Source organism: Rhodanobacter sp. L36 (genome assembly GCF_009765755.1).
In the GTDB taxonomy this organism is placed as follows: Bacteria; Pseudomonadota; Gammaproteobacteria; order Xanthomonadales; family Rhodanobacteraceae; genus Rhodanobacter.
Window position 1 is genome coordinate 1,512,553 of sequence record NZ_LMUV01000011.1, and the last position, 24,857, is coordinate 1,537,409.

21 protein-coding genes are annotated in these 24,857 nt (G+C 57.7%); 2 read left to right on the forward strand and 19 right to left on the reverse strand.

Annotated features, from left to right (window positions below; translation table 11 throughout):
• Window positions 1-188: 188 nt before the first annotated feature.
• A complete protein-coding gene (locus GSQ73_RS16605) occupies window positions 189-1,466 on the reverse strand; it encodes a type II secretion system F family protein (protein ID WP_158885961.1) in 1,278 nt (425 codons plus the stop codon).
• A gap of 125 nt (window positions 1,467-1,591) precedes the next feature.
• Window positions 1,592-3,316: a type IV-A pilus assembly ATPase PilB gene (pilB, locus tag GSQ73_RS16610; RefSeq protein ID WP_158885963.1), complete on the reverse strand. Its 1,725-nt coding sequence runs from the start codon at window positions 3,314-3,316 to the stop codon at window positions 1,592-1,594.
• A gap of 374 nt (window positions 3,317-3,690) precedes the next feature.
• Between pilB and GSQ73_RS16615 the strand changes: the two genes are divergently transcribed.
• A complete protein-coding gene (locus tag GSQ73_RS16615; RefSeq protein ID WP_158885965.1) occupies window positions 3,691-4,545 on the forward strand; it encodes a glycosyltransferase family 2 protein in 855 nt (284 codons plus the stop codon).
• 109 nt (window positions 4,546-4,654) lie between these two features.
• On the opposite strand, the gene GSQ73_RS16620 is transcribed toward GSQ73_RS16615, so the two are convergent.
• The 14 genes from GSQ73_RS16620 to GSQ73_RS16685 form a co-directional block, all read right to left on the reverse strand.
• Window positions 4,655-5,485 (reverse strand): cephalosporin hydroxylase family protein, encoded by an 831-nt coding sequence (locus GSQ73_RS16620; protein WP_254063435.1) that lies wholly within the window; start codon window positions 5,483-5,485, stop codon window positions 4,655-4,657.
• Between the two features lie 41 nt (window positions 5,486-5,526).
• Entirely contained in the window at window positions 5,527-6,183 is a 657-nt protein-coding gene (locus GSQ73_RS16625) for a GNAT family N-acetyltransferase (RefSeq protein WP_216844794.1), read from the reverse strand.
• Window positions 6,184-6,224: 41 nt separating this feature from the next.
• Window positions 6,225-7,355 carry a DegT/DnrJ/EryC1/StrS family aminotransferase gene (locus GSQ73_RS16630; RefSeq protein WP_158885967.1) on the reverse strand — a complete coding sequence of 377 codons (1,131 nt, stop codon included), beginning with the start codon at window positions 7,353-7,355 and terminating at the stop codon, window positions 6,225-6,227.
• A 39-nt stretch (window positions 7,356-7,394) separates the two neighbouring features.
• Complete coding sequence (locus GSQ73_RS16635) at window positions 7,395-8,618, reverse strand: class I SAM-dependent methyltransferase (RefSeq protein WP_158885969.1); 1,224 nt, start codon at window positions 8,616-8,618, stop codon at window positions 7,395-7,397.
• A complete protein-coding gene (gene rfbC, locus GSQ73_RS16640; RefSeq protein ID WP_158885971.1) occupies window positions 8,615-9,166 on the reverse strand; it encodes a dTDP-4-dehydrorhamnose 3,5-epimerase in 552 nt (183 codons plus the stop codon). The genes GSQ73_RS16635 and rfbC overlap by 4 nt, the downstream gene beginning before the upstream one ends.
• Window positions 9,163-10,254 (reverse strand): CDP-glucose 4,6-dehydratase, encoded by a 1,092-nt coding sequence (gene rfbG / locus GSQ73_RS16645; RefSeq protein WP_158885973.1) that lies wholly within the window; start codon window positions 10,252-10,254, stop codon window positions 9,163-9,165. The genes rfbC and rfbG overlap by 4 nt, the downstream gene beginning before the upstream one ends.
• Entirely contained in the window at window positions 10,236-11,006 is a 771-nt protein-coding gene (gene rfbF / locus GSQ73_RS16650) for a glucose-1-phosphate cytidylyltransferase (protein WP_158885975.1), read from the reverse strand. Before rfbF ends, rfbG begins: the two co-directional genes overlap by 19 nt.
• Before the next feature lie 85 nt (window positions 11,007-11,091).
• Window positions 11,092-12,024: a hypothetical protein gene (locus GSQ73_RS16655; protein ID WP_158885977.1), complete on the reverse strand. Its 933-nt coding sequence runs from the start codon at window positions 12,022-12,024 to the stop codon at window positions 11,092-11,094.
• Window positions 12,014-12,883: a glycosyltransferase family 2 protein gene (locus GSQ73_RS16660; protein ID WP_158885979.1), complete on the reverse strand. Its 870-nt coding sequence runs from the start codon at window positions 12,881-12,883 to the stop codon at window positions 12,014-12,016. Before GSQ73_RS16660 ends, GSQ73_RS16655 begins: the two co-directional genes overlap by 11 nt.
• A 99-nt stretch (window positions 12,884-12,982) precedes the next feature.
• Window positions 12,983-14,974, reverse strand: coding sequence for a hypothetical protein (locus GSQ73_RS16665; protein ID WP_158885981.1), 1,992 nt, complete (start codon window positions 14,972-14,974; stop codon window positions 12,983-12,985).
• A 149-nt stretch (window positions 14,975-15,123) separates the two neighbouring features.
• Window positions 15,124-15,678: a pilin gene (locus GSQ73_RS16670; protein WP_158885983.1), complete on the reverse strand. Its 555-nt coding sequence runs from the start codon at window positions 15,676-15,678 to the stop codon at window positions 15,124-15,126.
• A gap of 298 nt (window positions 15,679-15,976) precedes the next feature.
• On the reverse strand, window positions 15,977-16,471 hold the full coding sequence (locus tag GSQ73_RS16675; RefSeq protein ID WP_158885985.1) for a pilin: 495 nt from the start codon (window positions 16,469-16,471) through the stop codon (window positions 15,977-15,979).
• A gap of 183 nt (window positions 16,472-16,654) precedes the next feature.
• Window positions 16,655-18,619: a hypothetical protein gene (locus tag GSQ73_RS16680; RefSeq protein WP_158885987.1), complete on the reverse strand. Its 1,965-nt coding sequence runs from the start codon at window positions 18,617-18,619 to the stop codon at window positions 16,655-16,657.
• A gap of 83 nt (window positions 18,620-18,702) precedes the next feature.
• Entirely contained in the window at window positions 18,703-19,152 is a 450-nt protein-coding gene (locus GSQ73_RS16685) for a pilin (RefSeq protein ID WP_158885989.1), read from the reverse strand.
• Window positions 19,153-19,696: 544 nt separating this feature from the next.
• Here GSQ73_RS16685 and GSQ73_RS16690 point away from each other — a divergent pair.
• Window positions 19,697-21,817, forward strand: coding sequence for a S9 family peptidase (locus GSQ73_RS16690; RefSeq protein WP_158885991.1), 2,121 nt, complete (start codon window positions 19,697-19,699; stop codon window positions 21,815-21,817).
• 138 nt (window positions 21,818-21,955) lie between these two features.
• Here the strand turns inward: GSQ73_RS16690 and GSQ73_RS16695 are convergent, their stop codons facing one another.
• The 3 genes from GSQ73_RS16695 to GSQ73_RS16705 all read right to left on the reverse strand — a co-directional run bounded on the left by GSQ73_RS16695 (window position 21,956) and on the right by GSQ73_RS16705 (window position 24,829).
• A complete protein-coding gene (locus GSQ73_RS16695) occupies window positions 21,956-22,393 on the reverse strand; it encodes a transposase (RefSeq protein WP_254063436.1) in 438 nt (145 codons plus the stop codon).
• 161 nt (window positions 22,394-22,554) lie between these two features.
• Complete coding sequence (locus GSQ73_RS16700; protein ID WP_158885995.1) at window positions 22,555-23,574, reverse strand: magnesium and cobalt transport protein CorA; 1,020 nt, start codon at window positions 23,572-23,574, stop codon at window positions 22,555-22,557.
• 46 nt (window positions 23,575-23,620) lie between these two features.
• Window positions 23,621-24,829 carry a DUF4105 domain-containing protein gene (locus GSQ73_RS16705; protein WP_158885997.1) on the reverse strand — a complete coding sequence of 403 codons (1,209 nt, stop codon included), beginning with the start codon at window positions 24,827-24,829 and terminating at the stop codon, window positions 23,621-23,623.
• Window positions 24,830-24,857 lie beyond the last annotated feature (28 nt).

The window sequence follows — 24,857 nt, forward strand, 5'->3', positions numbered from 1 at the left end:
AGCCTTGGCTGGCTGCAGCGATCGTGTGTGTTTCACGCCTGATCTAACGCAGGACGCCGCCACTTGTCGCCATGGTCCAACGTCCTGAAAGGAACTGCAGGATATTCACCAGCATTTTTCTTCAAAGACCGGGCAACTCGTAGTCGCTCGGTCTCCATGAAAAGGCGCGTCAGATGGCACGAGAAAACTCAGACCGTACCGGCGATCTTGAAGATCGGCAGATACAGCGCGATCACCATGCCACCGACCAGCGTGCCGAGCACCACCATGATGAGCGGCTCGAGCAACGTCGACAGCGTATCGACGGCGTTGTTCACTTCTTCCTCGTAGAACTCCGCCACCTTGAACAGCATGTTGTCGAGCGAACCGGATTCCTCGCCGATGGCGGTCATCTGCACGACCATGTTCGGAAACAGGCCGGTTTGCTTCATCGCCAGTTGCAACTGGTGACCGACCGCGATGTCGTCGCGCATCTGTTTCACGGCATCGCCGTAGACCACGCTGCCGGTCGCACCTGCCACGGAATCCAGTGCCTCCACCAGCGGCACGCCGGCGCGGAATGTTACGCCCAGCGTGCGGGCAAAACGCGCGATCGCGGAGTTGCGCACGATGTTGCCCATCACTGGCATCTTCAAGGCTACGCGATCCAGGAAATGGGCAAATTTCAGCGAGCGCTTCTTTGCAAATATCAAGGCGGCAATGCTGCCGCCCACGATACCGATCACCAGCCACCAATAGCTCTGCATGAATTCCGAGGCCGACACCAGGAACTGGGTCGGCGCGGGCAATTCCGCGCCCGCATCCTTGAACGTCTTTGCAAATACCGGAACCACGTACAGCAGCATGATCATGCACACGAGAAAGACCACCGCCAGCACCATCATCGGATAGAACAGCGCTTTCTTGATTTTCTTCTTGATGCCTTCGGTGCGCTCCTTGTACGTGGCCACGGTGTCGAGCACGGTGTCAAGCACGCCCGAGGTTTCGCCCGCATGTACCAGGTTGCAATAGAGCTCGTCGAACTGCACCGGGTACTGGCGCAGTGCTTCATGCAGCGCGGCGCCGCCTTCGATGCTTTGCTTGACGTCGTTGAGGATGTTCTTGAAGCGGACGTTTTTCTGGCCGTCGGCGATGATGTCGAACGACTGCACCATGGGCACGCCGGAGGCCATCATGGTGGCGATCTGACGGCTGAAAATCGCCACGTCACCGGGCGTGACTTTCTTTCCGGAAGCGCCAAACAGCGGCTTCGAACGCTCCCTGACAGTCTGGGGGTTCATGCCCTGACGACGCAGCTCGGCCTTGACCAGCGCAGCATTTTTCGCAGGCATGTCACCTTTCATGCGCTTGCCGCGCTTGTCCAGCGCTACCCAGTCGTAAACGGCTGTCTTGCTGATTTCCGCACGCTTCGCCCCGCGCTCGCGCGCTTCACGTGCCTTGTTTGCGGTTGCGGTAGCCGTGGCCATGCGCATCTTCCCCCAATGATTCCAAGATCCGCCCTGAAGCGGCCATCAAACATTTGCTACAGCTTATGTCATTTCGCAAGCGCAAACCGTGGCGATTTCCGCAAGTTGCGAACCACGCCCGGCGCTTAGTCCTTGGTGACGCGATCGATTTCGACCAGGCTCGTCAGTCCGTTTTTTACCTTGAGCAAGGCGGACGCCCGCAGGTCCTTCACGCCGGCAGCCTTGGCGACGTCGGAAATCTGCAATGCGTTGCCGCCCTGAAGAATGATGCGCTGGATATCTTCCAGCATCGGCATCACCTGATAGATGCCCACGCGACCCTTGTAGCCTTCATTGCAGGCGTCGCAGCCCACCGCTTCGTAAATCGTCAGGCCTTCATCGATATCCGCCTGGGTGAAGCCGGCAGCCAGCAGAATCTTCGGCGCCACATCCATGGGCTTCTTGCATTCGTGCAGTCTCCGCGCCAGGCGTTGCGCGATGATCAGCGTCACCGACGAGGTGATGTTGTACGGCGCGATGCCCATGTTCATCAGGCGCGCGATGGTCTGCGCCGCGTCATTGGTATGCAGGGTGGACAACACCATGTGGCCGGTCTGCGCTGCCTTGATCGCGATCTCGGCGGTTTCAAGGTCGCGGATTTCGCCGACCATGATCACGTCCGGATCCTGGCGCAGGAACGAACGCAGCGCGCTGGCGAACGTCATGCCGCGCTTCACGTTCTGCTGTACCTGGTTGATGCCCTCGACGCGGATTTCCACCGGGTCTTCCACCGTCGAGATGTTGCGCTCGGCGGTGTTGAGCATGTTCAGGCCGGTATACAGCGATACCGTCTTGCCGGAACCGGTCGGACCCGTGACCAGCACCATGCCGTAGGGCTTGTGGATGGCGTCGATGTACAGCGCCTGCTGGTCGGGCTCGTAGCCCAGCTTTTCGATGCCGATCTTGGCCGAGGAGCCATCAAGAATACGCAGCACGATCTTCTCGCCGAACAATGTCGGCAGCGTGCTCACGCGGAAATCGATGGCGCGGGTCTTGGAAAGATTGAGCTTGATGCGGCCATCCTGCGGCACGCGCTTTTCGGCGATGTCCAGCTGCGCCATCACCTTGATACGCGAGGAGATGCGGTTGGCCATCTTCATCGGCGGGCTGGCCACGGCCTTCAGCATGCCGTCCATGCGCAGACGTACGCGATATTGGGTTTCGAACGGCTCGAAATGGATGTCCGAAGCACCACGGCGGATCGCGTCCACCAGAATCTTGTTGACGAATTTCACCACCGGCGCGTCGTCGTTCGCGTTGGCGTCGATGCCGGTGGCTTCGGCCTCGTCGTCGCCGGCTTCGAGGTCCAGGCCATCAAGATCGCCACCGCCGATGTCCGGCATGGTGTCGCGCATGTTGTTGAGCAGCGTGTCGATCGTCTTCAGCAACGATCCGCGCTCAACCAGGATCGGCTCCACCATGCAGTTGGAGTGGAACTTGATCTCGTCCAGCGCGTGCGACTGCATCGGATCGGCGATGCCGACAAACAGGCGCTTGCCGCGGCGGAACAACGGCAGCGCCTGATGCTTGCTGATCAGCGCTTCGCTGATCAGCCCCAGTGGCATCGATGCGGGATTGATCGAGGCCACATCCATGATCGGCATGCCGAATTCAGCCGAGGCAATCTGGGTCAGCTGCAGGCTGTCGACCAGATTGCGATCCAGCATCCAGGCAGCCAGCGTCACCTTCTGCTGTGCGCTGTCAGCCATGGCCCTGCGAACGTCGGTCTCCGGCAGCACCCCTTCGGACACCAGGCGGCGCGCCATGCCGGACAAACCCACGAGCGACGGTTGCTGTAGTTGGGATGACATGATTTGGTTGAAACCCCCGCTGTATGTTGTTGAATCTACCGCAATCCAGAGCCCAGGTCATCCTTTCCAAGGGGCGGAAATCGGCGGCGTGACGTACCACACAATCCACGGCTCGCCGGGCATGGACAAAGCCTCAAGCAGGGGCGAAATCAGGTGTTCCCGTCCGGGCCGAGGGCTTGTAACCCGACCAGTCTTGCAAGACCCCGGCCAAGGGATTCGAACGCGGCTCGCGCGGATGCCTTCACTGTTCCATCGGAGCCGAAGCGGTTACGAGGAAAGATTCGCCGCCTGCCACGTCCGGATGAACCGCGCATGGTCCAACCGCCAGCATGCTTCACGCTATGATCTTCGCTTATCCTGGGGGAGCCGACCTGTTGAACCGTTCAAGCATCATCCTGCCCGCCAAGAACGAAGCGCCTGCGCTGACCAAGCTCCTGCCGCGGTTGCGAAGGGCCTATCCCGATGCCGAGTTGGTGGTCGTCGACGATGGCTCCACCGACGAAACCCGGGCGGTGTGCGTCGGCAATGAAGTCACGTGCCTTTCGTCGCCGTACTCGATGGGCAACGGCGCCGCGATCAAACGCGGCGCGCGCCATGCGAGCGGTGAAGTACTCATCTTCATGGATGGCGACGGCCAGCACGATCCGGCGGATATCGATCGCCTCTTGTCCAAGCTCGACGAAGGCTATGACATGGTCGTCGGCGCTCGCGACTGGAGCAGCCAGGCAGGCGTGGGCCGGGGCGTGGCAAACACCATCTACAACTGGCTGGCAACGCGCATGACCGGCCATCCGATACTTGACCTCACCTCCGGCTTCCGTGCCGTGCGCGCGGAAAAATTTCGCGAATTCCTGCACCTGCTGCCCAACGGCTTTTCCTATCCCACCACCAGCACCATGGCCTTCTTCCGCAGCGCGTATCCGGTGGCCTACGTACCCATCACCGCAGCGCAACGTATCGGCAAAAGCCACATCAAGCCGATACGCGATGGCCTGCGATTTCTGCTGATCATCTTCAAGATCGCGACGCTGTATTCGCCGCTGAAGCTGTTTGTTCCGGCTAGCGCTGCATTCTTCCTGCTGGGTTGCCTCAACTATGCGTGGACCTTCACTCATCAAGGTCGACTGACGAACGGAAGCACGTTGATGTGGAGTGCCGGCGTCATTATCTTTTTGATCGGGTTGGTATCCGAGCAGATTACGTCACTGACATATCGGCGGGATGCGTAGCGGGCTCGAGGATAGTTTAAAGTCAAGCCTATCAATCGATTTAATAGATCTGCCACAGGCAGTCGTACATAGCTTTTTAAGCCAAAGTTACTTCGAAAAATTCCTTAATTCAAATGCGTTTCAAGTAACCATCAGGGGCTACCGTAATGAGTAGCTTATTTTCCATTTCCGAGTCGACCTCAAACATTAATGGCTCTCCATCCGCGGCTAGATGAAGCCCTTCCCTCAAGCGACGTTGATATTCCCATACAGCCGTTTTGGGATTATCCCCCTTGTTCCAAGGACGATCCGGGAATGTGTCTGCAGGCAGGTCCTCGACTACCGTATCAAATACCACGCAATAGCTGCCTAAGCTAGTCAGCGGCGCATAGGCTTCGAGTTCAGCCAGCACATGATTGTGAGTGTGATTGGAGTCCAGAATTACAAGGATGCGTTTGTACGTAGCTGCGACACTGTGAACTTTAGCTATGATGTCCGAGTCAATTGAAGAACCTTGGATCATTTCTATTAAATGAGAAAGGGGATGCTTGATAATTGCCGCGCGATTGTGACTGCGAATATCAATATCAACGCCAAGCACTCGGCGACGACTGGCTCGTGGATCGAGCATTTCTCCATTTTCCGCCGCCTCGCAGTAATCGAGCAGCGCGAGCATCGATGCGCTCAGGATCAACGAGCCGCCGTGAGCTATGCCCGTTTCTATTATTAAGTCAGGTCTGGTCGTCCAGATAAGCTCCTGAAGTGCAACCATATCTATGGGGGTCTGAATGATAGGACGTCCAAGACTGGAAAAGTTGTACATGTATTTTGAAGAAAATGCATGAGACATCCACTGATCGGACAAGTCTCGCCACGGCCGATTGTTGGGATAGTTCGATACTCGTTCGCGTCGTTCGCTCTCAAAGCTTAGAGTCGTCTCATTCTCTAATTGCATGGGCATCTATATTTCCATTGAGTAGATAATAAACGTGCTGGAGAAAATCAATTTTGAGAATCAAACATCATGTGAACCAGAAAATGCTCCGCTTCCTCTTCCTTGAAATGGATATCCTCGACCCAGCGAACCAAGTCTGGCTCGTCAATGCGACGGAGGGGGTAGCGTGCAATTTCAGTAAAGCCAATTTTGTGATAAAAACCCAAGGCAGGATTATTCGAGCGTACACGAACACCTACAGCTTTTATGCCAAGCTGATTTTTCGCCCAGGAAATCGCGGTCAATAAGGCCTCGCGCATCACGCCCTTTGGCGCCTCACCGCCACGCACGATCGCGTCGGCTTCCGCGTAACCGGTTTCCCAGTTTATGAAGTCTATGCCGACATGGCCAGTTGTTGTTCCATCCGGCAAATCCACCATGAAAAGTATCTTACTTCCGTTGGGTCCAACAACGTCCGTCAGCCATGATTTTGTTCTTTCCGGTGTCGCAAGGAATTCAGTCAGGAAATGAGTCACGAATCGGTTGCGCCATTCGCTCATTGCGACGATATCGCCGAAAACTACATTTTCCGGAGTAGTTGCGACGGGCCTCAGCAGCGCACGGACTGGACATCCAACAGGGATATTAAGTTCAGAGCCAAAGGGACCCGCTGCAAGCTTTAGCGCGGTTAACAGCGTCCTACCGTTTTCGAGATTGGTTTTCAAGATAAATGTCCCGCGTGGACAATGGCAACGCCTTATCGACGTTAATTTTTAGAGAAAAAATCACTGATCGCCGCAGCCACATGTTTGCCATCCTCCAAGCTCATGCTTGTATTCATTGGAAGAGATAGTATTTCCTTTCCTGTTTTATCGGTAACCGTAAGATCGCCGTGTCTGCAGCTTTTGAATAGACTGAACCAGTGACCGGGTTGCCAATGAATTCCCGTATCGATGCCAACTGACGATAAGTGATTACGTAGATCATCGCGATCGTTTTCGCTCACGCGGATGTAATAAAGAAAAGGCGTTACCTCTTCAAAGCTCGTTTGCGGCACGCGAACTTCGGGAATTTTGGATAGAAGATCATTGTATTGGTTGCACAGAGCTCGACGAGTCGTTGAAATGCGATCCATTTTCTTGAGCTGCGCCAGTCCGATGGCGGCATGAAGGTTGGCCATGTGGTAACGAAAGCCAAGTCTTTTAACGTCATATGTCCAAGCGCGTCGATTTTGATACATCACGGATGTGGGCTGACCCATTCCTATGAGACGCATTTCATGTATGGCTTTCAGTTCCTCTTCTGTTCGAACAATAATTGCACCTCCGTCAATGCAAGTGATCGTTTTGACAGGATCGAAACTGAATATGCAGATATCGGAAAAACTTCCGACATTACGCCCTTTGTATTTTGATCCAAAGGCATGTGCCGCGTCGTGTATAACGCGGATGTTATATTTTTTTGCCAGATTAGCGACACGGTCGTGATCACAAAGAATGCAATCATAATCCATTACAATTATGGCTTTCGTTCGAGGCGTAATTAACTCTTCGGCTTTGGATAAATCGATGCAAAGAGTCTGTTCATCTATATCACAAAATACGGGTTCTCCACCCGTGGCCAAAATGGCCTGGAAATCGGCAATGTTGTTAAAGGATGGCGTTATAACTTCGTCGTCTGGTCCGACGCCGGCTATCAAAAGTGAAAGATGTAGCGCCGCGTGCCCTGTACTAACTGCCGCTACATATCGATCATCCGCGCCAATGAATGCCTTCAACTCGTCTTCGAATTGACCCACATAGGCGCCCATCCCCAACCAACCCATTTTTAGCGCCGCTTGGGCAGACTCTAGTTCCTCTGCCTCTATCAAGGGATTGAATACTGGAATCTCTGTCATTTTGTTTCTCTATTGAAGAACGCCTAGGAAATTGCGCAACTAAAAAATGGAAATTGATGGTATCGCCGTGACGAACTGACATCCCCATTCTCGGGCATAAGAGAGTTGACTGAGGATCTCATCGCGAAGATTCCACGGCAGAATCAGCACGTAGTCAGGTCGATCTTCACGTATTCGCGTTTCGGCCACCACGGGGATACGCGAGCCCGGGAGCCAGCGGCCCTGTTTGTGGGGTGATGCATCGACGACATAAGGCAAGAGGTCTGGTCGCACACCAGCGTAGTTCAGCAACGTGTTGCCTTTGGCCGCTGCACCGTAGCCCACCACCAGACGTCCAGCCAAACGTTGCTCCAGCAAAAAAGTCAGGCATGAATTTTTGACCGTGTCGGCACGTACCTGAAAGCCCGTGTAATACGAGGCGTCCTGCATGCCAGCGCGTGACTCAAGCGCAAGCACGGCCGCAACATCGGGTGTCTGGACATGGCCGCTGTGATCATGCGACGCCCAGAGACGCAAGGAACCACCGTGCGTTCGCAATTGTTCGACGTGCCAAACGCGCAAGCCGTGAGCGGCAAGAATTTTCTGGACGGTCTGAAGCGAGAAGTATGAAAAGTGTTCGTGGTAGATCGTGTCGAACTGATTGCTGGCCACGAGTTCCATCAGGTGCGGAAATTCGATGGTGATGGTTCCCTCGGGGGCGAGGGCAGTCGCCATGCCTGCGACGAAGTCGTTGATGTCCGGCACGTGCGCCAGAACATTGTTGGCGATAATCAGATCGGCCGTCTTTCGATCGTTTACGAATGCATTTGCCACGTCGCGGCCGAAAAAGCATTCCATCGTTTCGATGCCCTTCTGCCGCGCGATTTTGGCTGTGCCGCTGGTGGGCTCGATGCCGACGCATGGAATGTCGCGAGCGGCGACGTATTGCAAGAGATAGCCGTCGTTGGATGCAATTTCAATCACCAGGCTTTCGCGGCCCAAACCGAGTCGCTCGACGGCGGACTCCACATAACGTTCAGCGTGGGCGAGCCAGGAGCTGGAAAACGAGGAGTAATAGACGTAATCGGGGGAGAACAGTTCACCATGCGCCTGCACCTCGTCGACTTGCACGAGACGACAGTTGTCGCAACTGAACAACTTCAACGGAAACCAGCTTTCCGGAGCGTCGATGGTTTGCATGGTAAGAAACGCGTTCGAAGGTGGTGCGCTGCCAAGATCCACGAAAACATTGGATAACGGCGTGGCGCAAAAACGACATTTCATACGGAGACTCCAACGAAGTGCTGGTCGATCAGCGGCGCCTGACGGTCTTTTTCGGACAGGTTCGAGATCGGTAACGGCCATGTGATGCCCAAGGCTGGATCATCGTGACGCAGTCCTCCTTCGAGGTCGCGACTCCATGCAGCGGTGTGAAAGTACAGCAGCTGTGCGTCATCGGTGAGCGCTTGGAATCCGTGCGCGAAGCCTTCGGGCAAAAAGAATTGCATATCCCCTTGCTCACTCAATTCAACGCCATGCCAATGCAGAAAGGTGGCGGAATCCTTACGCAAATCGACCGCAACATCAAAGACACGACCGCGCAGGCAGTGAATCAGCTTGGCCTCTGTGGCTGGTGGATGTTGATAGTGCATTCCGCGCACTGTTCCCTTCTGGAAAGTGGTGGAGAGATTGATTTGGGTCCAGTGCAAGTCTGCACGTATGGAGGAGAACTCTTCCTCGCAGAACAATCTGCTGAATCGGCCACGTTCGTCCTGCGTCGCCGACGTCTCGACTAACGTCAAGCCGGACAGCGGTGTGGAATGGAATTTCATGCTGCCCAACCTTGGCCGGAGACCTGCGCAGCAGCAACGTAGTCACGCAAATCGCTGCGACTGCATATCAGGCCATGCTCGTAATAAGCACGATACCAGTGGCTGGTGCGTTGCAAAGTGTCATCGGCGTTCCACACGGGCCGCCATCCAAGTGTCTGTGCAGCTTTGGAGCAGTCCAGCCGCAATACGCCGGCTTCGTGGGGTTGCGGAGTGGCGTCGTGCTCAACCAGAAATTCGGGCCAGTGATCCTTCATTTTTGTCACTAACTCTTGAACAGGCAGATTCGCGTCCAGAGAAGGCCCGAAATTCCAGGCACCTTCCACATCGGCGCCCGTGAGAAGCGCTTCGCCGAGACGCAGATAACCCGACAGCGGCTCCAGGACGTGTTGCCACGGGCGGACCGCACCGGGGTTGCGGATCGACAGCGCTGTGCCAGTCGATGCGGCGCGAACAAGATCAGGCACCAGGCGATCTTCCGACCAGTCGCCACCACCGATGACGTTGCCAGCGCGCGCCGTAGCCATTCGAGGACCCGAAACACTGAAAAAGCTCTTTCGATAGCAGTCCGTCACCAGCTCGGCACAGGCCTTGGATGTGCTGTAGGGGTCATGTCCTCCAAGAGGATGATCTTCGCGATAACCGGAAGTGGTGGGTTGATCCAGATATACCTTGTCCGTAGTCGCGTTCACCAGCGCGCGCACCGATGTCGTACTGCGCACCGCTTCAAGAAGATTCACAAGGCCGGTGACATTGGTATCGAACGTAGTCACGGGATCGCCATAACTGCGTCGAACCAAAGGTTGCGCCGCCAAATGAAAAATCACCTCGGGCTGAATGGCATCCAGCGCTTGTCGTAGCGCGTTGCCGTCGCGTATATCCACGCGTGTGTCACGCACGTCGCTGAGACCAAGCAGATTCCAATGAGCGAGTTCCGTGTCCGGGGCCAGCGCCAGGCCGGAAACTTGCGCACCCATGGCCTCCAACCAAAGACAAAGCCAGGAGCCCTTGAATCCGGTATGCCCCGTTACCAGGACGCGGCGGCCTTCATAGGCACCGCCAAACAGATTTCTCAAGACCAGGTTTTCCATGGGGCATGTCCGCTCTGCCAGAGCTCTTCAAGTTTGACCTTGTCGCGCAAGGTGTCCATGGGCTGCCAAAAACCTTCATGCGTATACGCGGAAATCTGGCCGTCGCGGGCCAGTGCTTCCAGCGGTTCGCGCTCCCAGATGGTTTCATCGTCCGCGATATAGGTGAGCACCTCACGCTCCAAAACAAAAAATCCCCCATTGATCCAGGATCCGTCGCCGGAGGGCTTCTCCTCGAAGCGGGTGATTCGGTTGTCATGAATATTGATGGCACCAAAACGGCCGGGCGGCTGGACTGCACACATCGTGGCCAAGCCATTTCTTTTTTTGTGAAATGCGAGTTGAGCAGCAATGTCGATGTCGCAAAGTCCATCGCCATAAGTGAAGCAGAACGTCTCGTTCTCAAGGTAACTTTCGACCCGCTTCAGTCGCCCGCCGGTCTGCGTATTCTCGCCCGTATCCACCAGAGTGATCCGCCATGGCTCGGCGTGCTTGTGATGGACATCGAGCTGGTTTGTTCGCAGGTCGATGGTCACGTCAGACATATGCAGGAAATAGTTGGCGAAGTATTCCTTGATCACATAGCCCTTGTAGCCCAGGCAAATGATGAAGTCATTGATGCCGTGATGGGAGTAGATCTTGAGGATATGCCAGAGCACCGGCATGCCGCCGATCTCGATCATGGGTTTGGGACGAATCGTGGTTTCTTCGCTCAGCCGAGTGCCGAGTCCACCCGCAAGAATTACAGCCTTCATATTCAGTGTTTCCAGAGAGGCGGGTCGGTTTCACACGCTCATGGACAAGACTTTGTTCCAAGCCTGCAACTGCGTGAGGATACCTTCATTCCCGGTTAGGGCGAAGAATTCTCCGGCCATATCGGACCATCAAAAAGATGGCGTAAGCGAGGAGATCAGCTACGAGAGTCGCAACACGGAATCCGACGGCCAGTACAGCGACTTCTCCAAAGGAAAGTGTGCCCTTCAGGAGCAAGCTGATCACCGACTCGAACACGCCAATTCCCTGCGGCGAAAACACGCTGACGAATCCGGCAGACCATGCAAGAAGATAGCTGCCAGATACCTGCAGGGGCGATACGTCGACGTGCGCCGAGGGGAACGAATACCAGTAGTACGTAAACGCGGTAGCCGCGATGATCCAGAACGCAACCGAAGTCAGGACGGCGAGGAAATAGATGCGCAAGGGAAAGCGGCTCTTGTACAACAGCAGACGATGACGCAGCAGGACGGGGACACTGACCAGTATGGTCAAACCACCCATCATCGCGATAAGCGCGGGAAGTCTGCTGGCGCCGATGACGAATGTGCACGCTCCTCCCAAAGTCAGCGCAACGGCGAGCGGCACGAGGTTTTCAAGCATGACAAGTGCAGAGAGCTGGGAGCGATCGACACCTATGCGGTGCAGGTCGATCATCCTCGAGACGGTTTGCCAAACGCCTCCGGGAAGATACTTGGCCGGCAACCGACCCAGGTAGATTTTCAATGCGGTTTCGTAGGGGATGATCGCGCTGGTCCCGCGCAAAGCGAGCCAGGTGAAAACAGGGCCAAGCAGACTGAGCGAGGCCCACAGCAAGACAGTGACGGTCAACGAAGCCAGATGGGAACCCACCGCGATCGCGTGGAAAGCTCCCCGCGCCCGAACGCCGGCAATGATCAGAAAGATCACCGCCGCGGGCCCGAAGATCCAGCGCGATGCAGCAAACAGACGTCTTAACGCATGACTCTCAAGAACAGCAATCCTGAGGTTATTCAGCATGACCGCGCCGACCAACCACGTAACGCAATAGCAGGGAAGGCATCAACGCAATGATGATTCCCAACTTGTCACCGATCGAAATTCCGGATCGCAGCACGACCTTGATCAATGCGAATGGAAGTTTGAGCAATGGAAACATTCGCGTGAATCTTGTTCTGATGATGCCGGTTGAATCGGACGCGTAGCGTTTCAATTTATCGTCGTGATGCTTCTCCAAACGGAACTCCCTTCGCGACCAACACGATTTCGCCGCATGCAGGAAGCTGCCGCGCAGGGACAGATCAGCGAGAAACACAAGGTCGCCCCCGACGATGCCGGGCATGGGCGAGCATTCGCGCATTCGATGGGTTCGCATCACGCCCATGACGGGGTGCATGTTGCCCCAGAATATGGTGAAAAAACGCGCTGCTGCAGCCAGGTCGCGAGTATCGCTCCAGCCTGAAGCCATGGCGAGAGGTTCGCTATCCACGCCGATCCAGCGTGAACTGGCAAACGCGAGACAAGCCCGCGCATCGTCTTCCAGCAGCGAGATACATTCAGACACGAGATTCGATGTCCAGAGGTCGTGCCCGGCAGCCCACATGAAATAAGCGCCGGATGCCATATCCAGCACGTGCCCGAAATTTGCGACGGCACCCCGATTGATTTCCGTGGTTTCAATGCGAATGCGCGTGTCTTCAAGAGCGTGGCGTTTGCAAATTTCCAGTGTGCGGTCCGTGGAGGCATTGTCGGCAATGATGATTTCCAGATTCGGGTAGTCCTGGCCGCGCAACGATGTCAGCGCAGAATCGATGAAGCGCTCCTCGTTGAAGACAGGAACACCGATAGTCATCAAGGGATAGGAATCGTCGGCTTTCATTTCTTGCATCCTGGGTCATTCACGCCGCTTCTGGGCAAAGAATGCCATGTTTGCAGCGATGTACTGATCGCTCGGTCACTGCACCGGCGGCGTATCGTTTCACTTCAATCCGGTAAGCACATTCAATTCTGCTATCTGGGCGTCCAGACGTCCGCCGTAATTCAGTCGCTGTAGTTGTTGGACGACCTCTTGTGCTTCCCGCACACGCCCTTGCGCAACGAGCATGCGTGCCAGTGTTATGCGGTACGCCGGTTCGTTTGTGGCGTTTTGTACCGCTGCGGCAGTCATGCGCTCGCCCAAGTCGTGGTCATGCAATACGTTCCATGCGTAGTCACCGTACATGGACTGCAGACGCGCGCCGGGCGCAGAGTGCGACAATGCCGCGTTATAGGCATCGACCATGCGGGCCTTGGGCAATTCGCATTCCCCATCACGCGCGCATTGGGTCAGTGCTCCCAGGGAGCTTTCATCCTGCACTCCGGGTTTCCGCTGTCGCAACTTTCCGATCATGCTTTCCCACCATGCATCTTTCAGTGGCAGATGCATGCGTGAGTTCATGAAAATCAGTGCCTGCTCCGGAAGAATCGACGAGTCGGGCAGCGCGGCGGATTTTTCCAGTGGTGCATAGACCAGCGGCGTAAACGGTGACGCCGGGTCATAGCGCGAATAGATGATGTAGGTCCGTCCCAGTTCGTACTGCGCACGAGGTGAAGCGGGTGCGCGTTCGGCGAGTTCTTCCGCGAGTCGCAACGGACTGCCCCATGCATACGAGGTCATGGCCGTGAACGCCGACCAGCAAAGCAGAAGTCCCGCAAGCAGCAGATAGCGCGGCAACGCCAGCCACGTCTGGCGCGGCACCGCGAGCAGCGGCACCAACGCAAGCAGCAGGCCGAAGCTGGAAAAGTAATTGCGATGTTCGTAGATCAGCTCCAGCGGAAGAACGGTGCCCGTCAACAGATGGCATGCCAGGAATAGTGCGATGCCAAGTGCCGCGAGCGGACGTCGTGATCGTAGCCAGAAAATCGACAGCACCATCACGACGAGCATCACCAGGCTCGCGAGCGTCGTCCATGGCGTCAGCAAGCCGGTCGATATGCGGAAATCATCGTGATAGAACGACAACGCATTCGGCGTCGGCAACAGTGTCCATCGGATATAGCCCACCACGATGCGCGCTTCGCTGAGCAGGCGCGTGCCCAGGGTGAAATCGCGCGTCGCCCACGCGTTTGGTTGCAGCAATGCCGGCAACACCCAGATCATGCCGATCGCCATGGGTACCAGCAGCACTACGACGAACAACGTTGCAATGCGAAAATCAAAAGCATCGCTGCACTTGCGGAAGCGGAAGAAGATCCATTCGATCACCAGCGCGTACAGCGGCAGCATCACTGCGGTTTCCTTCGCCAAAGCCCCCAACGCGGTTGGAATGATGAGGCTGGTGATGCACAGCAGGAATCCACGTGTATTTGTAGGCCTGTGCTCCGTTGCATCCAGGACTTCATTGACTTGCAGCATGCGTTGCCGGCCTGCGACATAGCCGAGCAGGCCGATGAGCACGAACAGGTTCGCCATGCTCTCCATGCGTTGCACGACATAGAGCACCGCAGTGAGGTTGATCGGTAGCAGCATCCAGCCCGTGGCGATCAGTGCCGCCACGACATCCGCGGGCGCGCGCTGTGTCTGGTTCAAGTGGCTGCGTAAGGAGCTGCTCGCAACACGGGCGGGTAATGCCGGCGCCAGCTGGATCAGTTTCCTGGCCAACATGAAAATGGCCACACCATTGAGCAGATGAATCAGCAGATTGACCAGCTTCCAGCTGTATGGGTCCATTCCACCCACAAGATAATTGACCGCAAATGTCAGTGATGACAACGGTCGTTTGAAGTCGCTGGACTGTGAAGAGAGCGCCGCGCCGACGAGAGATGACAGGCTGGCATTGGCCGGCTGCACGTTGTGGTTGTCGACGATGTTGGGGTAGTCGTCGAACAGCCAGCTGCCCGACAAGCCGGCCCAGTACACGCAGGCCACGACAAGCGTGCCGATGGCGAGAACGACGGTTGCGTTGAGGCGGAAATTCCGGCGAGCACTCATCGCGCGTATTCACCGGCGCAATCGCGTGGTGCTGGCTGCGTTTGCACAACAAGAGATGAAAGAGCGGTCGGCATCATCCGCCCATCATAACGATTCCACTTTGCCGAGCTACCGCCATCGCCGCATGCATCGGGCGATGGCGGTCGACCTCAGTGGGCGGCAGCGGTGGCCGCTGCGGCAGGTTCCGACTTCACGGCGGAACCCGAAGTCACCGGCGCTTGCGATGCGGTCGCCGCAGGTGCTGTGGTTACGGCGGCCGCTGGAGCCGTCGTCTTGCAGATGTCCGAAAGCATGTTCGCATCGCCGGTGACGACGCTGCAGTTCCAGGTGATGGAGCCGCTGCCGCCGGCCTTGCCGTCATCGCTCGGTGTCAGCAACAACACCGGATCGGGATCGGCGCCGGTGTTGCGCGTGGAGAGGGTGATCCGGCCGCCATCGGCAATCGTCACGCTGGATGCGTAAGGGCTCGACATGGCGCTGGCGTTGTAGCCGACATCGCCGCGCTGGATATTGACCACGCCGCCGCGGGTGGTCGCCGCTTCCATCACCACCAGTTTGGCTGCCTGGGTTGTTTTCAGCGCGTCGCTTACGCGGCCACTGACCTGACGGTTTTTCCAGGCGGGTACGGCGATGGCTGCCGCGACCACGATGATGGCGACGATCACCAGGATGGTGACGACCGAAGCACGTTTTCTTTCGCTCATGAGCGAACTCCCTGTTGCAAGTGATATGAATGCGGTTTCAGTCGGGCGGTGTGTATTGACTGCCGATGGGAAGTCGATGCATGGCAACGGCACCTCCGCGCGTGACCGCTAGAGTAGGGCCAGCCCTTGTCGACGGATTGTGATGCCGAGGGATCGCATGGCGCCATGACAGCGATCTGTCGCGATCTGCGCGTGCACCCTCAAGCTGCAGCGTTCGTTGAAGTGACAATACACGACTGTATTCCAACGACTGAAAGATCACTGTGTCCGAGCACGTCCCCATCGCGTGCGAAAGCGATCAGTTAGGTTTGCAATTCGCCGGAGAGAATTTTTCGCCGATGATCGCGGTGTCGGACTTGCAGGTCCACGACCCTGTCGGATCGCGCGTGAGGGTAATTTTTCCGTTTGTGATCAAAGGCGACGCGTGGTTGCCCAGCGTGACGTAAATCGTGCCGGTATCGTTGGCATTCTGTGGCAACTGGACTTGCGCAATGCCTGTGCCTGGCGGCGCGGTGGCGGCGCCCTGCGATGGATCCTTCAGGATGTCCGAGGCGGCGAGAACACTGTTGTTGCATTGCCCCACGGCCGTACCCAACTGCACCTTGCCACTAGTGACGCAATCCTCGATCAGTACCTTGGCTTCGCTGGCCTCACTCATCGCGCGGGTTACCTGCGAACGCGCCACGTACGTCTGATAAAGCGGTATGGCAATGGCGGCCAGGATCGCGATGATCGCGACCACGATCATCATCTCGATCAAGGTGAAGCCGACGGTTGAGCGTTGGCGTGGCATGTGATTCCTCCTTTGAATCAGTAATTTGAAGCAGCTTCCGTACCACTACATCCTCGTCGAACGTGACGCCTTACGCGTTTCGACGATTGGCGTCGATCTCAACGCCGCGTTTGCTTCAGTTACCCGGACCGTCCCGGCTTTCAGGTTAGAGGTCTTCTCCAGCTCACTGAGAAAATGCCCGGTTCAGGGTTTGGTGATCGCAGCTGGCGATGTCGCAGATGGTGCTGTCAGTTGCGCTAGCGCCTTCGTCCGTAATGCGAGCAACACTTTGTCGCCGCTCAATTTCGGCCGCATGGATTGTGCCTTGGCAATCACTGCCAGTGCTTCCTGACCACGGTCGTGGTCCACCAAATAGCCGGCCAATTCGCGAGCGTAGACATCTGTATCTTTTCGTAACGGTAATGCGGCCTGCCATTGTTCAATGGCGGTGGTTGGATCGTGCAGGGCGGCGGCAGCCAGTTCGGCGTATTGAGTGCGCAAGGTGAGGCGATCGGGGTTGCGTGCAACCACGATCTTGTACGCCTCGGCCAACTGCCGCGCGTCGATGCCGATGTTGCCGCCTAAGCGTTGTTGCACTAATCCATACAGTGCTTGATTGGTCTCTGGTCCTAGCGGACGGGTTCGCAATTTTTGCTGCAGGCTGGTCCACCATGGGCCATCCGCCGTACCCGGATGGGCCGCCGACTGAATCAGCAGCGCGTCCTCCGGCAAGATGGATGACGTGGGCAACCGCGCCGCACGCTCCAGTTGCTGAATACCCAACGAGTAGAGCGGGTTGGCGGGATTGTCGCCAGACATAGCTACGTAGCGCCGGGCCAAGTCGAGAGCGGCGCGGGGCGAGTCTGGATTCATGCTGGCAAGTGACGTTGCCAGAAAAAGCGGACTGGCCCACGTGGCGGCTCGAAGCGCCGTGAGAAAGGCGAGATTCAAAATGAGGACGCAGACGACGAGGCCGGGCACGCCCGACTTGATTCGACATGCAAGTAACCACATGAGGTCGGCCACCACCAGCAGTACGCCAAACAAGGCGGGATAGTTGCGGTGCTCGAAAACCAGTTCCAGTGGCAGCGGGCTGCTCGTGAGCAAGTGCGCCATGAAAAACCACCCGATGCCGAGCGCCAGCAGGGGACGCCGTTTACGCACCGCAACGCCCAGTGAAAGCAGCCCAACCAAAATCAAACCGCCAAGCAGCGTCGTGATCGGATGCAGCAAATCCGTCGAAACGGGATAGTTGTCGTAATAGAAATGCAACTGGTCGGGCAAAGGCAGCAAGCTCCACCCGAGATACATGGGCAGCGCCCGCAATTGGGTGAGTTCGCGTTGCCACGCAGTGTAGTCACGTATTTGGTAGGCAGCCGCCGTGGCGTAGTGAGGCAACAAATACGCAACGAACAGTGCCAGTGCCGCGACAAAACCGATCATGTAAGCAATTTTCCAGCGGCGCTCGACTGATGAACGCGCCGCTGCAAAGTGCAGCAGAGTCACCTCGATCAGCCACGCATAACCTGGCACCAGCACCACGGTTTCCTTTGCCAGGTAACCGACGGCCACCAGTGCAGCACAGAGCAACAACCATGGCCAACTGCGCTGTCCCGTCAACTGGCGTTGCCGCGCATGCCAGTACGCCAGTAGCGCGAGCAGCACAAAAGTAAAACCCATCAACTCCATGCGCTGCACCACGTACATCACTGCCGATACCTGCAGCGGATGAACGGCCCAGGCGAAGGCAACCGCCAGAGACCAGTAGCCGAGACGCTGGTGATGGCGCTCGATGTTTTCACCAAGTCGCGCCGACCAACCAGCCAGCATCAAGCGCTTGGTCAGCAAGAACAACAAAACCGTGTTCAATAAATGGATGGCCAGATTGACGGCCTTGAATCCCCAGGTCGAACCACCCAGCGCGTAGTTAAGCGCGTAACTCAACATCGCCAGCGGTCTTTGCACATTCGCAAGTGACCATGCCCAGACGGCATGCCATGCCTGCCAGTGCCAGCCATTGACATGGATTGCCTGGTTTTCCGCAAAGATGGGGTAATCGTCGAAGATGAAGCCGCCGGAGAGCGCCGGCCAGAAAACGAGGACGATTAGCAGCAGGCTACCAAGCAACGGCAAGAAACGATGCCAAATTCCGAGTGGTGCGTAGGCCATGAAGCCAGTCTCGTCATGTTGAAGAATTCAAAAACAAAGGCCGCCCAATGGCGGCCTCTGCAAGACAACAATAAGTCGATGAATCAGTTCTGGCAGCTCACGGGAGCATACTTGGGCCTGAGTGCTGCAGTAATGGTGCTGGAGCAGGCCCAGCTACCACTTGCATTACGCGTCCAAAGCAGGCTGCCATTCAAAGCTGCGTTGGCATGACCACCAAAAACTGCAGTAATGACAGTGTTGCCTGCTGGGGTGAGAGTGGTAGGAAGTGTCGGTTTGCCCGGAGGAGCGATCAGATCGGAAGAAGTAGCTGTAGAGACGCAGTTGCCCGCAGCGGCACCAACTGTTAGCTGATTGTTGTTGATGCAGTCTTCAACGACAACTTTCTGGTCGCCAGCTTCACCCATCACTCGGCTGAACTGCGACTTGATCACGTAGGTCTGGTACTGCGGGATGGCGATGGCGGCCAGGATCGCGATGATCGCAACCACGATCATCAATTCGATCAGGGTAAAGCCTTTCTGCATGGTCTTCATGGTGGTTCCTCTGTAGTTGGTTATCTAACCTTGGGTGATGCCCCCTGAGCCCCAGCTCCGAATCCCCCTAGCGGATCGGACCCACACTCATTGGTCAACAACGACCAGGAAGCTCGAGCAGACTAAAGCAGGTTGCGTGCCATCAGCGCTGCACGGCTATTTCCGCATATCCAAGGCCGAATAGTTTGTGCCTGCGGTCACGAAAGCTCGCGACCCTTGCTGCGCCTGCATTCACCGCCGCTGGAAATGTGACTGGCGTGGCATTGCCTGGCTCTGTCCATGCCGGGCAGGTAGTGACGAAAATTGTCAGAAAGTTGTCGCCATGGCAGGGGCCGAACGGCCCGGGATCGGCGCTGGCGGCGCTCACGGGAGCACATGCGTTGCACTTCGCGAAGGGCGGATCGGGATGCGGGCCGCTTGAATGCATTGGTGATGGCGACCTTCGCCGCTGTATCCGGCGATACGCCAGCGCGATGCATATGCGGCTTGCGTCCGGTGCACGCCACGCTTACCGTCACGACTTTGTTCAACCGGGGAAATCACGATGAAACCTTTGATGGCTGCGCTTCTGCTGGCGCTGGTGACGATGCCTGTGATGGCGGGTGAGGTGGATACCACCTTCGTCAAGGCGCAGGGCGCGCATCCGTTCAACGTGCGCGATCTGGTGATGATGGATCGAGTGAGTGATCCGCAGTTGTCGCCGGATGGTCGCTATGCCGCTTATGGTTTGCGCAGCACGGACTATGCGGCCAACAAGGGTGTCAACGCGATTGTTGTGCTGGATCTGCACGGCGGCCCGCCGGTGAAGGTGATCGACAAGGGCAGCTCCGTGCGTTGGTCGGCGGATGGACGCAGCCTGTATTACGTGGCGCCGGCGAATGGCGTAGCGCAGCTGTGGCGGGTGGATTTGGGCGGCCAAACCGGCCTGAATCCAGCGAAGCATGCGGCGGCGGTGCAGGTGACTCATTCACCGCTCGATGTCGGCGGCTACAAGTTGTCGCCTGATGGCAAGCGCGTGTTGTTGTCGTATGAAGTGTTCACCGATTGCAGCACGCTCGCCTGCACGCAGCAGCGCGCGGATGCGCGCGACAAGGACAAGGCCAGCGGCACGCTGTACACCAAATTGTTCGTGCGCCACTGGGATACATGGGCCAGCGAGCGACGCAATCAGCTGTATATCGCGAGCTTCGACGGCAAGGGCCAGTTGCCGGCCGAACCGACGCTGCTGACTCGCGGTATCGATGGCGATGTGCCGAGCAAACCGTTCGGCGACGAAAGCGAATTCGCGTTTTCGCCGGATGGTCGCAGCGTGTATTTCGATGTGCGCATCGCCGGCAGCAGCGAGCCGTGGTCGACCAACTTCGATGTGTACAGCGTGCCGTCGGATGGATCGGCGGCACCGAAGAATCTCACTGCCGACAACAAGGCGTGGGATGCGTTTCCGGTGCCATCGCATGACGGAAAGACGCTGTACTACCTGGCGATGAAGACGCCGGCGTCCGAGTCGGATCGGTTCGCGATCACCGCGCTCGATCTCGCCAGCGGTGCAAAACGCGAAGTCGATCCGCAATGGGATCGCTCGCCCGGCGGCGTCACGATTTCCGATGACGGCAAGACGCTGTACGCCACGAGCGACGACAATGGCCAGCATGCGTTGTTCGCCATCGACGTGGCGAGCGGCAAGGCGACGCGGCTGGTGGGCGACGGCACGGTGGACGGCTATTCCATGGCCGGCGGCAAATTGCTGCTGGCGCGCGATGACCTGAAACGACCGGCAGATTTGTATCTCGCCAGTGCGAATGGATCGGGCCTCAAGCAGATCACGCACTACAACGCCGATGCCATTGCCAATGCGAAGGTCGGCGACTTCGAGTTCTACAACTTCAAGGGCGCGGACGGCGCGAGCGTGCAGGGCTATGTCGTGAAACCGGTCGGCTATCAGCCGGGCAAAACCTATCCGGTCGCCTTCATCATCCACGGCGGTCCGCAGGGCGCGATGGACAACGGCTGGAGCTATCGCTGGAATCCGCAGACGTACGCCGGGCAGGGTTTCGCGGTGGTGACGGTGAACTTCCACGGTTCCACTGGATACGGGCAGGCGTTCACCGATGCCATCTCCGGCGATTGGGGCGGCAAGCCGCTAGAAGACCTGAAGCTCGGCTGGAAAGCGGCGCTGGACAAGTACAGCTTTCTCGACGGCAACCGCGCGTGTGCGCTCGGCGCGAGTTATGGCGGCTACATGACGTACTGGATTGCCGGCGTGTGGAATCAGCCGTGGAAATGCCTGGTCGATCACGACGGCGTGTTCGACGCGCGCGCGATGTATTACGACACCGAAGAACTCTGGTTCGAGGAAAGGGAAAACGGCGGCACGCAGTACGAGCATCCGCAGAACTACGAGAAATTCAACCCGATCAATCACGTCGCCGACTGGCGCGTGCCGATGATGGTGATCCACAGCGGCAACGATTTCCGCATCCCGATCACGCAAGGCATGGGCGCGTTCACCGCACTTCAACGTCGCGGCATTCCCAGCCAGTTCCTTACCTTCCCCGATGAAAATCATTGGGTGCTGAAGCCGCACAACAGCGTGCAATGGCACGACGCGGTGAATGCGTGGTTGAAGGAATGGACGGCTAAGGATGGGGCGAAAACCGCGCAGTAATTTGGATGCAAACGGTGGCCCGCACTTTACCGTGGACCATGTAGGAGCGCACCCTGTCCACAAGGGACTTCCTTCGGTCGTGCGCGACGGCTTTTCGGATCACCCACACAAAAAAGCCATCGCGCACAGGGTGCGCTCCTACAGCCAGATGCAGTTCCAGTAGGGGTAGTTGCCTGCTCGATCCACAAGTTTTGCGCGTACCGGATTGGCGACGATGTAGCGGGCTGCAGCGCGGATGTCTTCATCACGTCGCAGCGCGTGATCGTGAAAACCACGAGCCCATAGCCCGTGGACTGCCTCTTGCTTCATCGGCTTGATGTGCTTGCTGGTGATGGACTTGATGCGGTTCATGACGACTGAGAGATCGTCTCGCTCACCAAGCTGGATCAGCGCATGCCAGTGGTCCGGCATCAGTAACCAACAGAGCGGAATCGAATCACCCCAGGTCGTTGGTTCGATCATCAACCGACAGAAGGTCCGGGCGAATTCCAGGTCGAGGAACCATGGTTCGCGTCCGGCGGTGACTGTGGTGACCAGATAGATCTGGTTCGGTAGCGATGCGCGTCCTTTGCGCAACGCGCGATGGCCGGGTGGCTGGGGCATGCGGAGACTGTCGCAAGCTCGAACCCCGTGATTCCAGCGGCACACAGCTCAGCTTTTTGTAGGAGCGCACCCTGTGCGCGATGAATCTTGCGGCGAACATATCGCGCACAGGGTGCGCTCCTACAGCCGTGCAGCTACAACCACTTCGCCCGCTTCAGCCCCACGAAAATGCCGCCGACGGTGCAGGCCATCAGCACGATGATGGCGGGGTAGGCCCAGGGTTTGTCGAGTTCGGGCATGTGCGCGAAGTTCATGCCGTACCAGCTGGTGAGCAGGGTCGGGGCGGCGAGCATGGCGGCCCAGCCGGCGAGTTTTTTCATCACTTCGTTCTGGCCGAAGGTGACCAGCGAGAGGTTGACGTTGATGGCGGCGCCGAGCATTTCACGCATGGCGCTGATGGATTCGTTGACACGGAACACGTGATCGTAGACGTCGCGGAAATACGCGCGCAGTTCGTCGGGAATCAGGCTCGGGTGCAGGCGCACCAACTGGCTGATGATGTCCTGCAACGGCGCGACGGCCAGGCGCAAGGTCATCAGGTCGCGCTGCATGTCGTACAGCCTTCGCACGGTGCTGCGCTTGAAAGTTTCGGCGAAGATGTCCTGCTCGAGCTGCTGCAGTTCTTCGCGGAAGTCGCGCACGATCGGCAGCAGGTTGTCGACGATGAAATCGAGGATGGCGTAGAGCGCATAACTCGGGCCGAGTGCGAGGAGATCCGGCGTGTGCTCGCAGGTGCGGCGCGCTGGTGCATACGAGAGCGACGCGCCGTGACGCACGCTGACCAGGTAGCGCGGGCCCATGAAGATATGTGTTTCGCCGAACGCCAGATTGCCGCTGACGAGCTGCGCGGTCTGCACCACGACGAACAGCGAGTCGCCGTAGGTTTCGATCTTGGTGCGCTCGTGTGCGTTGTGCGCGTCTTCGATCGCCAGGTCATGCAGGCCGAATTCTTCCTGCAGTTTCAGCAGCAATGCTTCATCCGGTTCGTGCAGGCCGACCCACACGAAGGTGCCGTCCTGCTGGAGGATGTCGCTGATCGCATCGAGCGTGACATCGCCGATGCGGGAGCCATCTTTGCGATAGGCAATGCAGTTCACCACCATCGATTGGGGCGCCGACGACGGTGCAACAGGAACGGGAGTGAGCAGGTTCATCCGCGCATGATGACGCGCCCTTCAAGACAGGGCAATTGCGGATGGATTACCGGTTTTGCCGCAGGCTCCAGGCCAGTGCCAGCCAGCATGGCAGGGCAAACAGCAGCCATGGCTGATTCTGCTGCACGACGCCGGGCAGCAGGTGCAAAAGCACCGCCGCGAGCACAGCGACCAGCTGCAGCACGATCACGCCATCGACGAATCGCGAAGGCGCAAAGCCGCGACGTGAACGCCACAGCGCGGGCAACAGCAGCCACGCGAGCGGATTGAACAGCAGCAGGTTGGCGTTGGCCCATGCCGAGTGGTGCGCCGTGAAGATCCACAGCGCCAGCAGGATCAGGCCGATCACGCCCGCGCTCAGCAGATACAGCGTGCCGAGCAACGCGTAACCGACGGAAATACGACGCCGGGTAAGTACGAGCAGCCCCGCGAAAACCAGGCCGGCCATGCCGAGCGGCAATTTCAGGTTCGGCGCGTTTTCCGGCGGCACGTCCAGGCGATTGGGCGCCAGAAGTTGTTCGTACTGCACCAGCGGAATCGATCCGCCGTGCCCGTTGTCCACTTGCGCCGTTCGCAACTGCGTCTTTAATACCTCCGGCAGAAAAGTTTCCTGCCACGCAGTAAGCGGCTGATCCGAATATGGCCCCAGGCCCACATCCATCACGAGCATGAGCCACGGCTGCGCACTCATCAGGCGCGCAGTCTGCTGGCGGAAGGTCATGCGCGCGGGACGCGCTTCGAGCAACGTTTTGAGGCGTCCGCCGATGGGCTTGTCCAGCGCGTCGCGTACGCGGGTGCTGCAGTTGTCGGCGTAATAGTCGTAGTTGTAGCCGGCGTTTTCCGGACGCAGATTCCACAACAGAAAATCGCGCAACGCGGCGGCTTGGTCAGCGCTGAGCGCGAGTTGCTGCCGGGTGACCGATCGGCCGTCCTGCCTGTAACCGTCCTGCTCCGGCGCGCTGGATTCCGCATCCATCATGTAATGCATGCGGCCGCGCGCGAAGTTGAGGAAGAAATTCGATTCGTTGAAATCGAACACGCCGTAGTTGAAATCCACCGACTCGCCGGACACGTTGTCGCGAATCTCGATCGCGTTGTGTCCGAAGCGTTCCCAGTAGATGGCGCCGGGTCCGTAGGTAATCAGCGATACGCGAAGATCACTGCCGGGTGCGTTGGCAACGTCGGCATGCGCAGGCATGACTGCGGCGAGAGCGAGCAGGCAGAGCAGGGCAAGTTTGCAGCCAATACGATTCATGCGACCAACATCAGGTGAAGGCGCAACG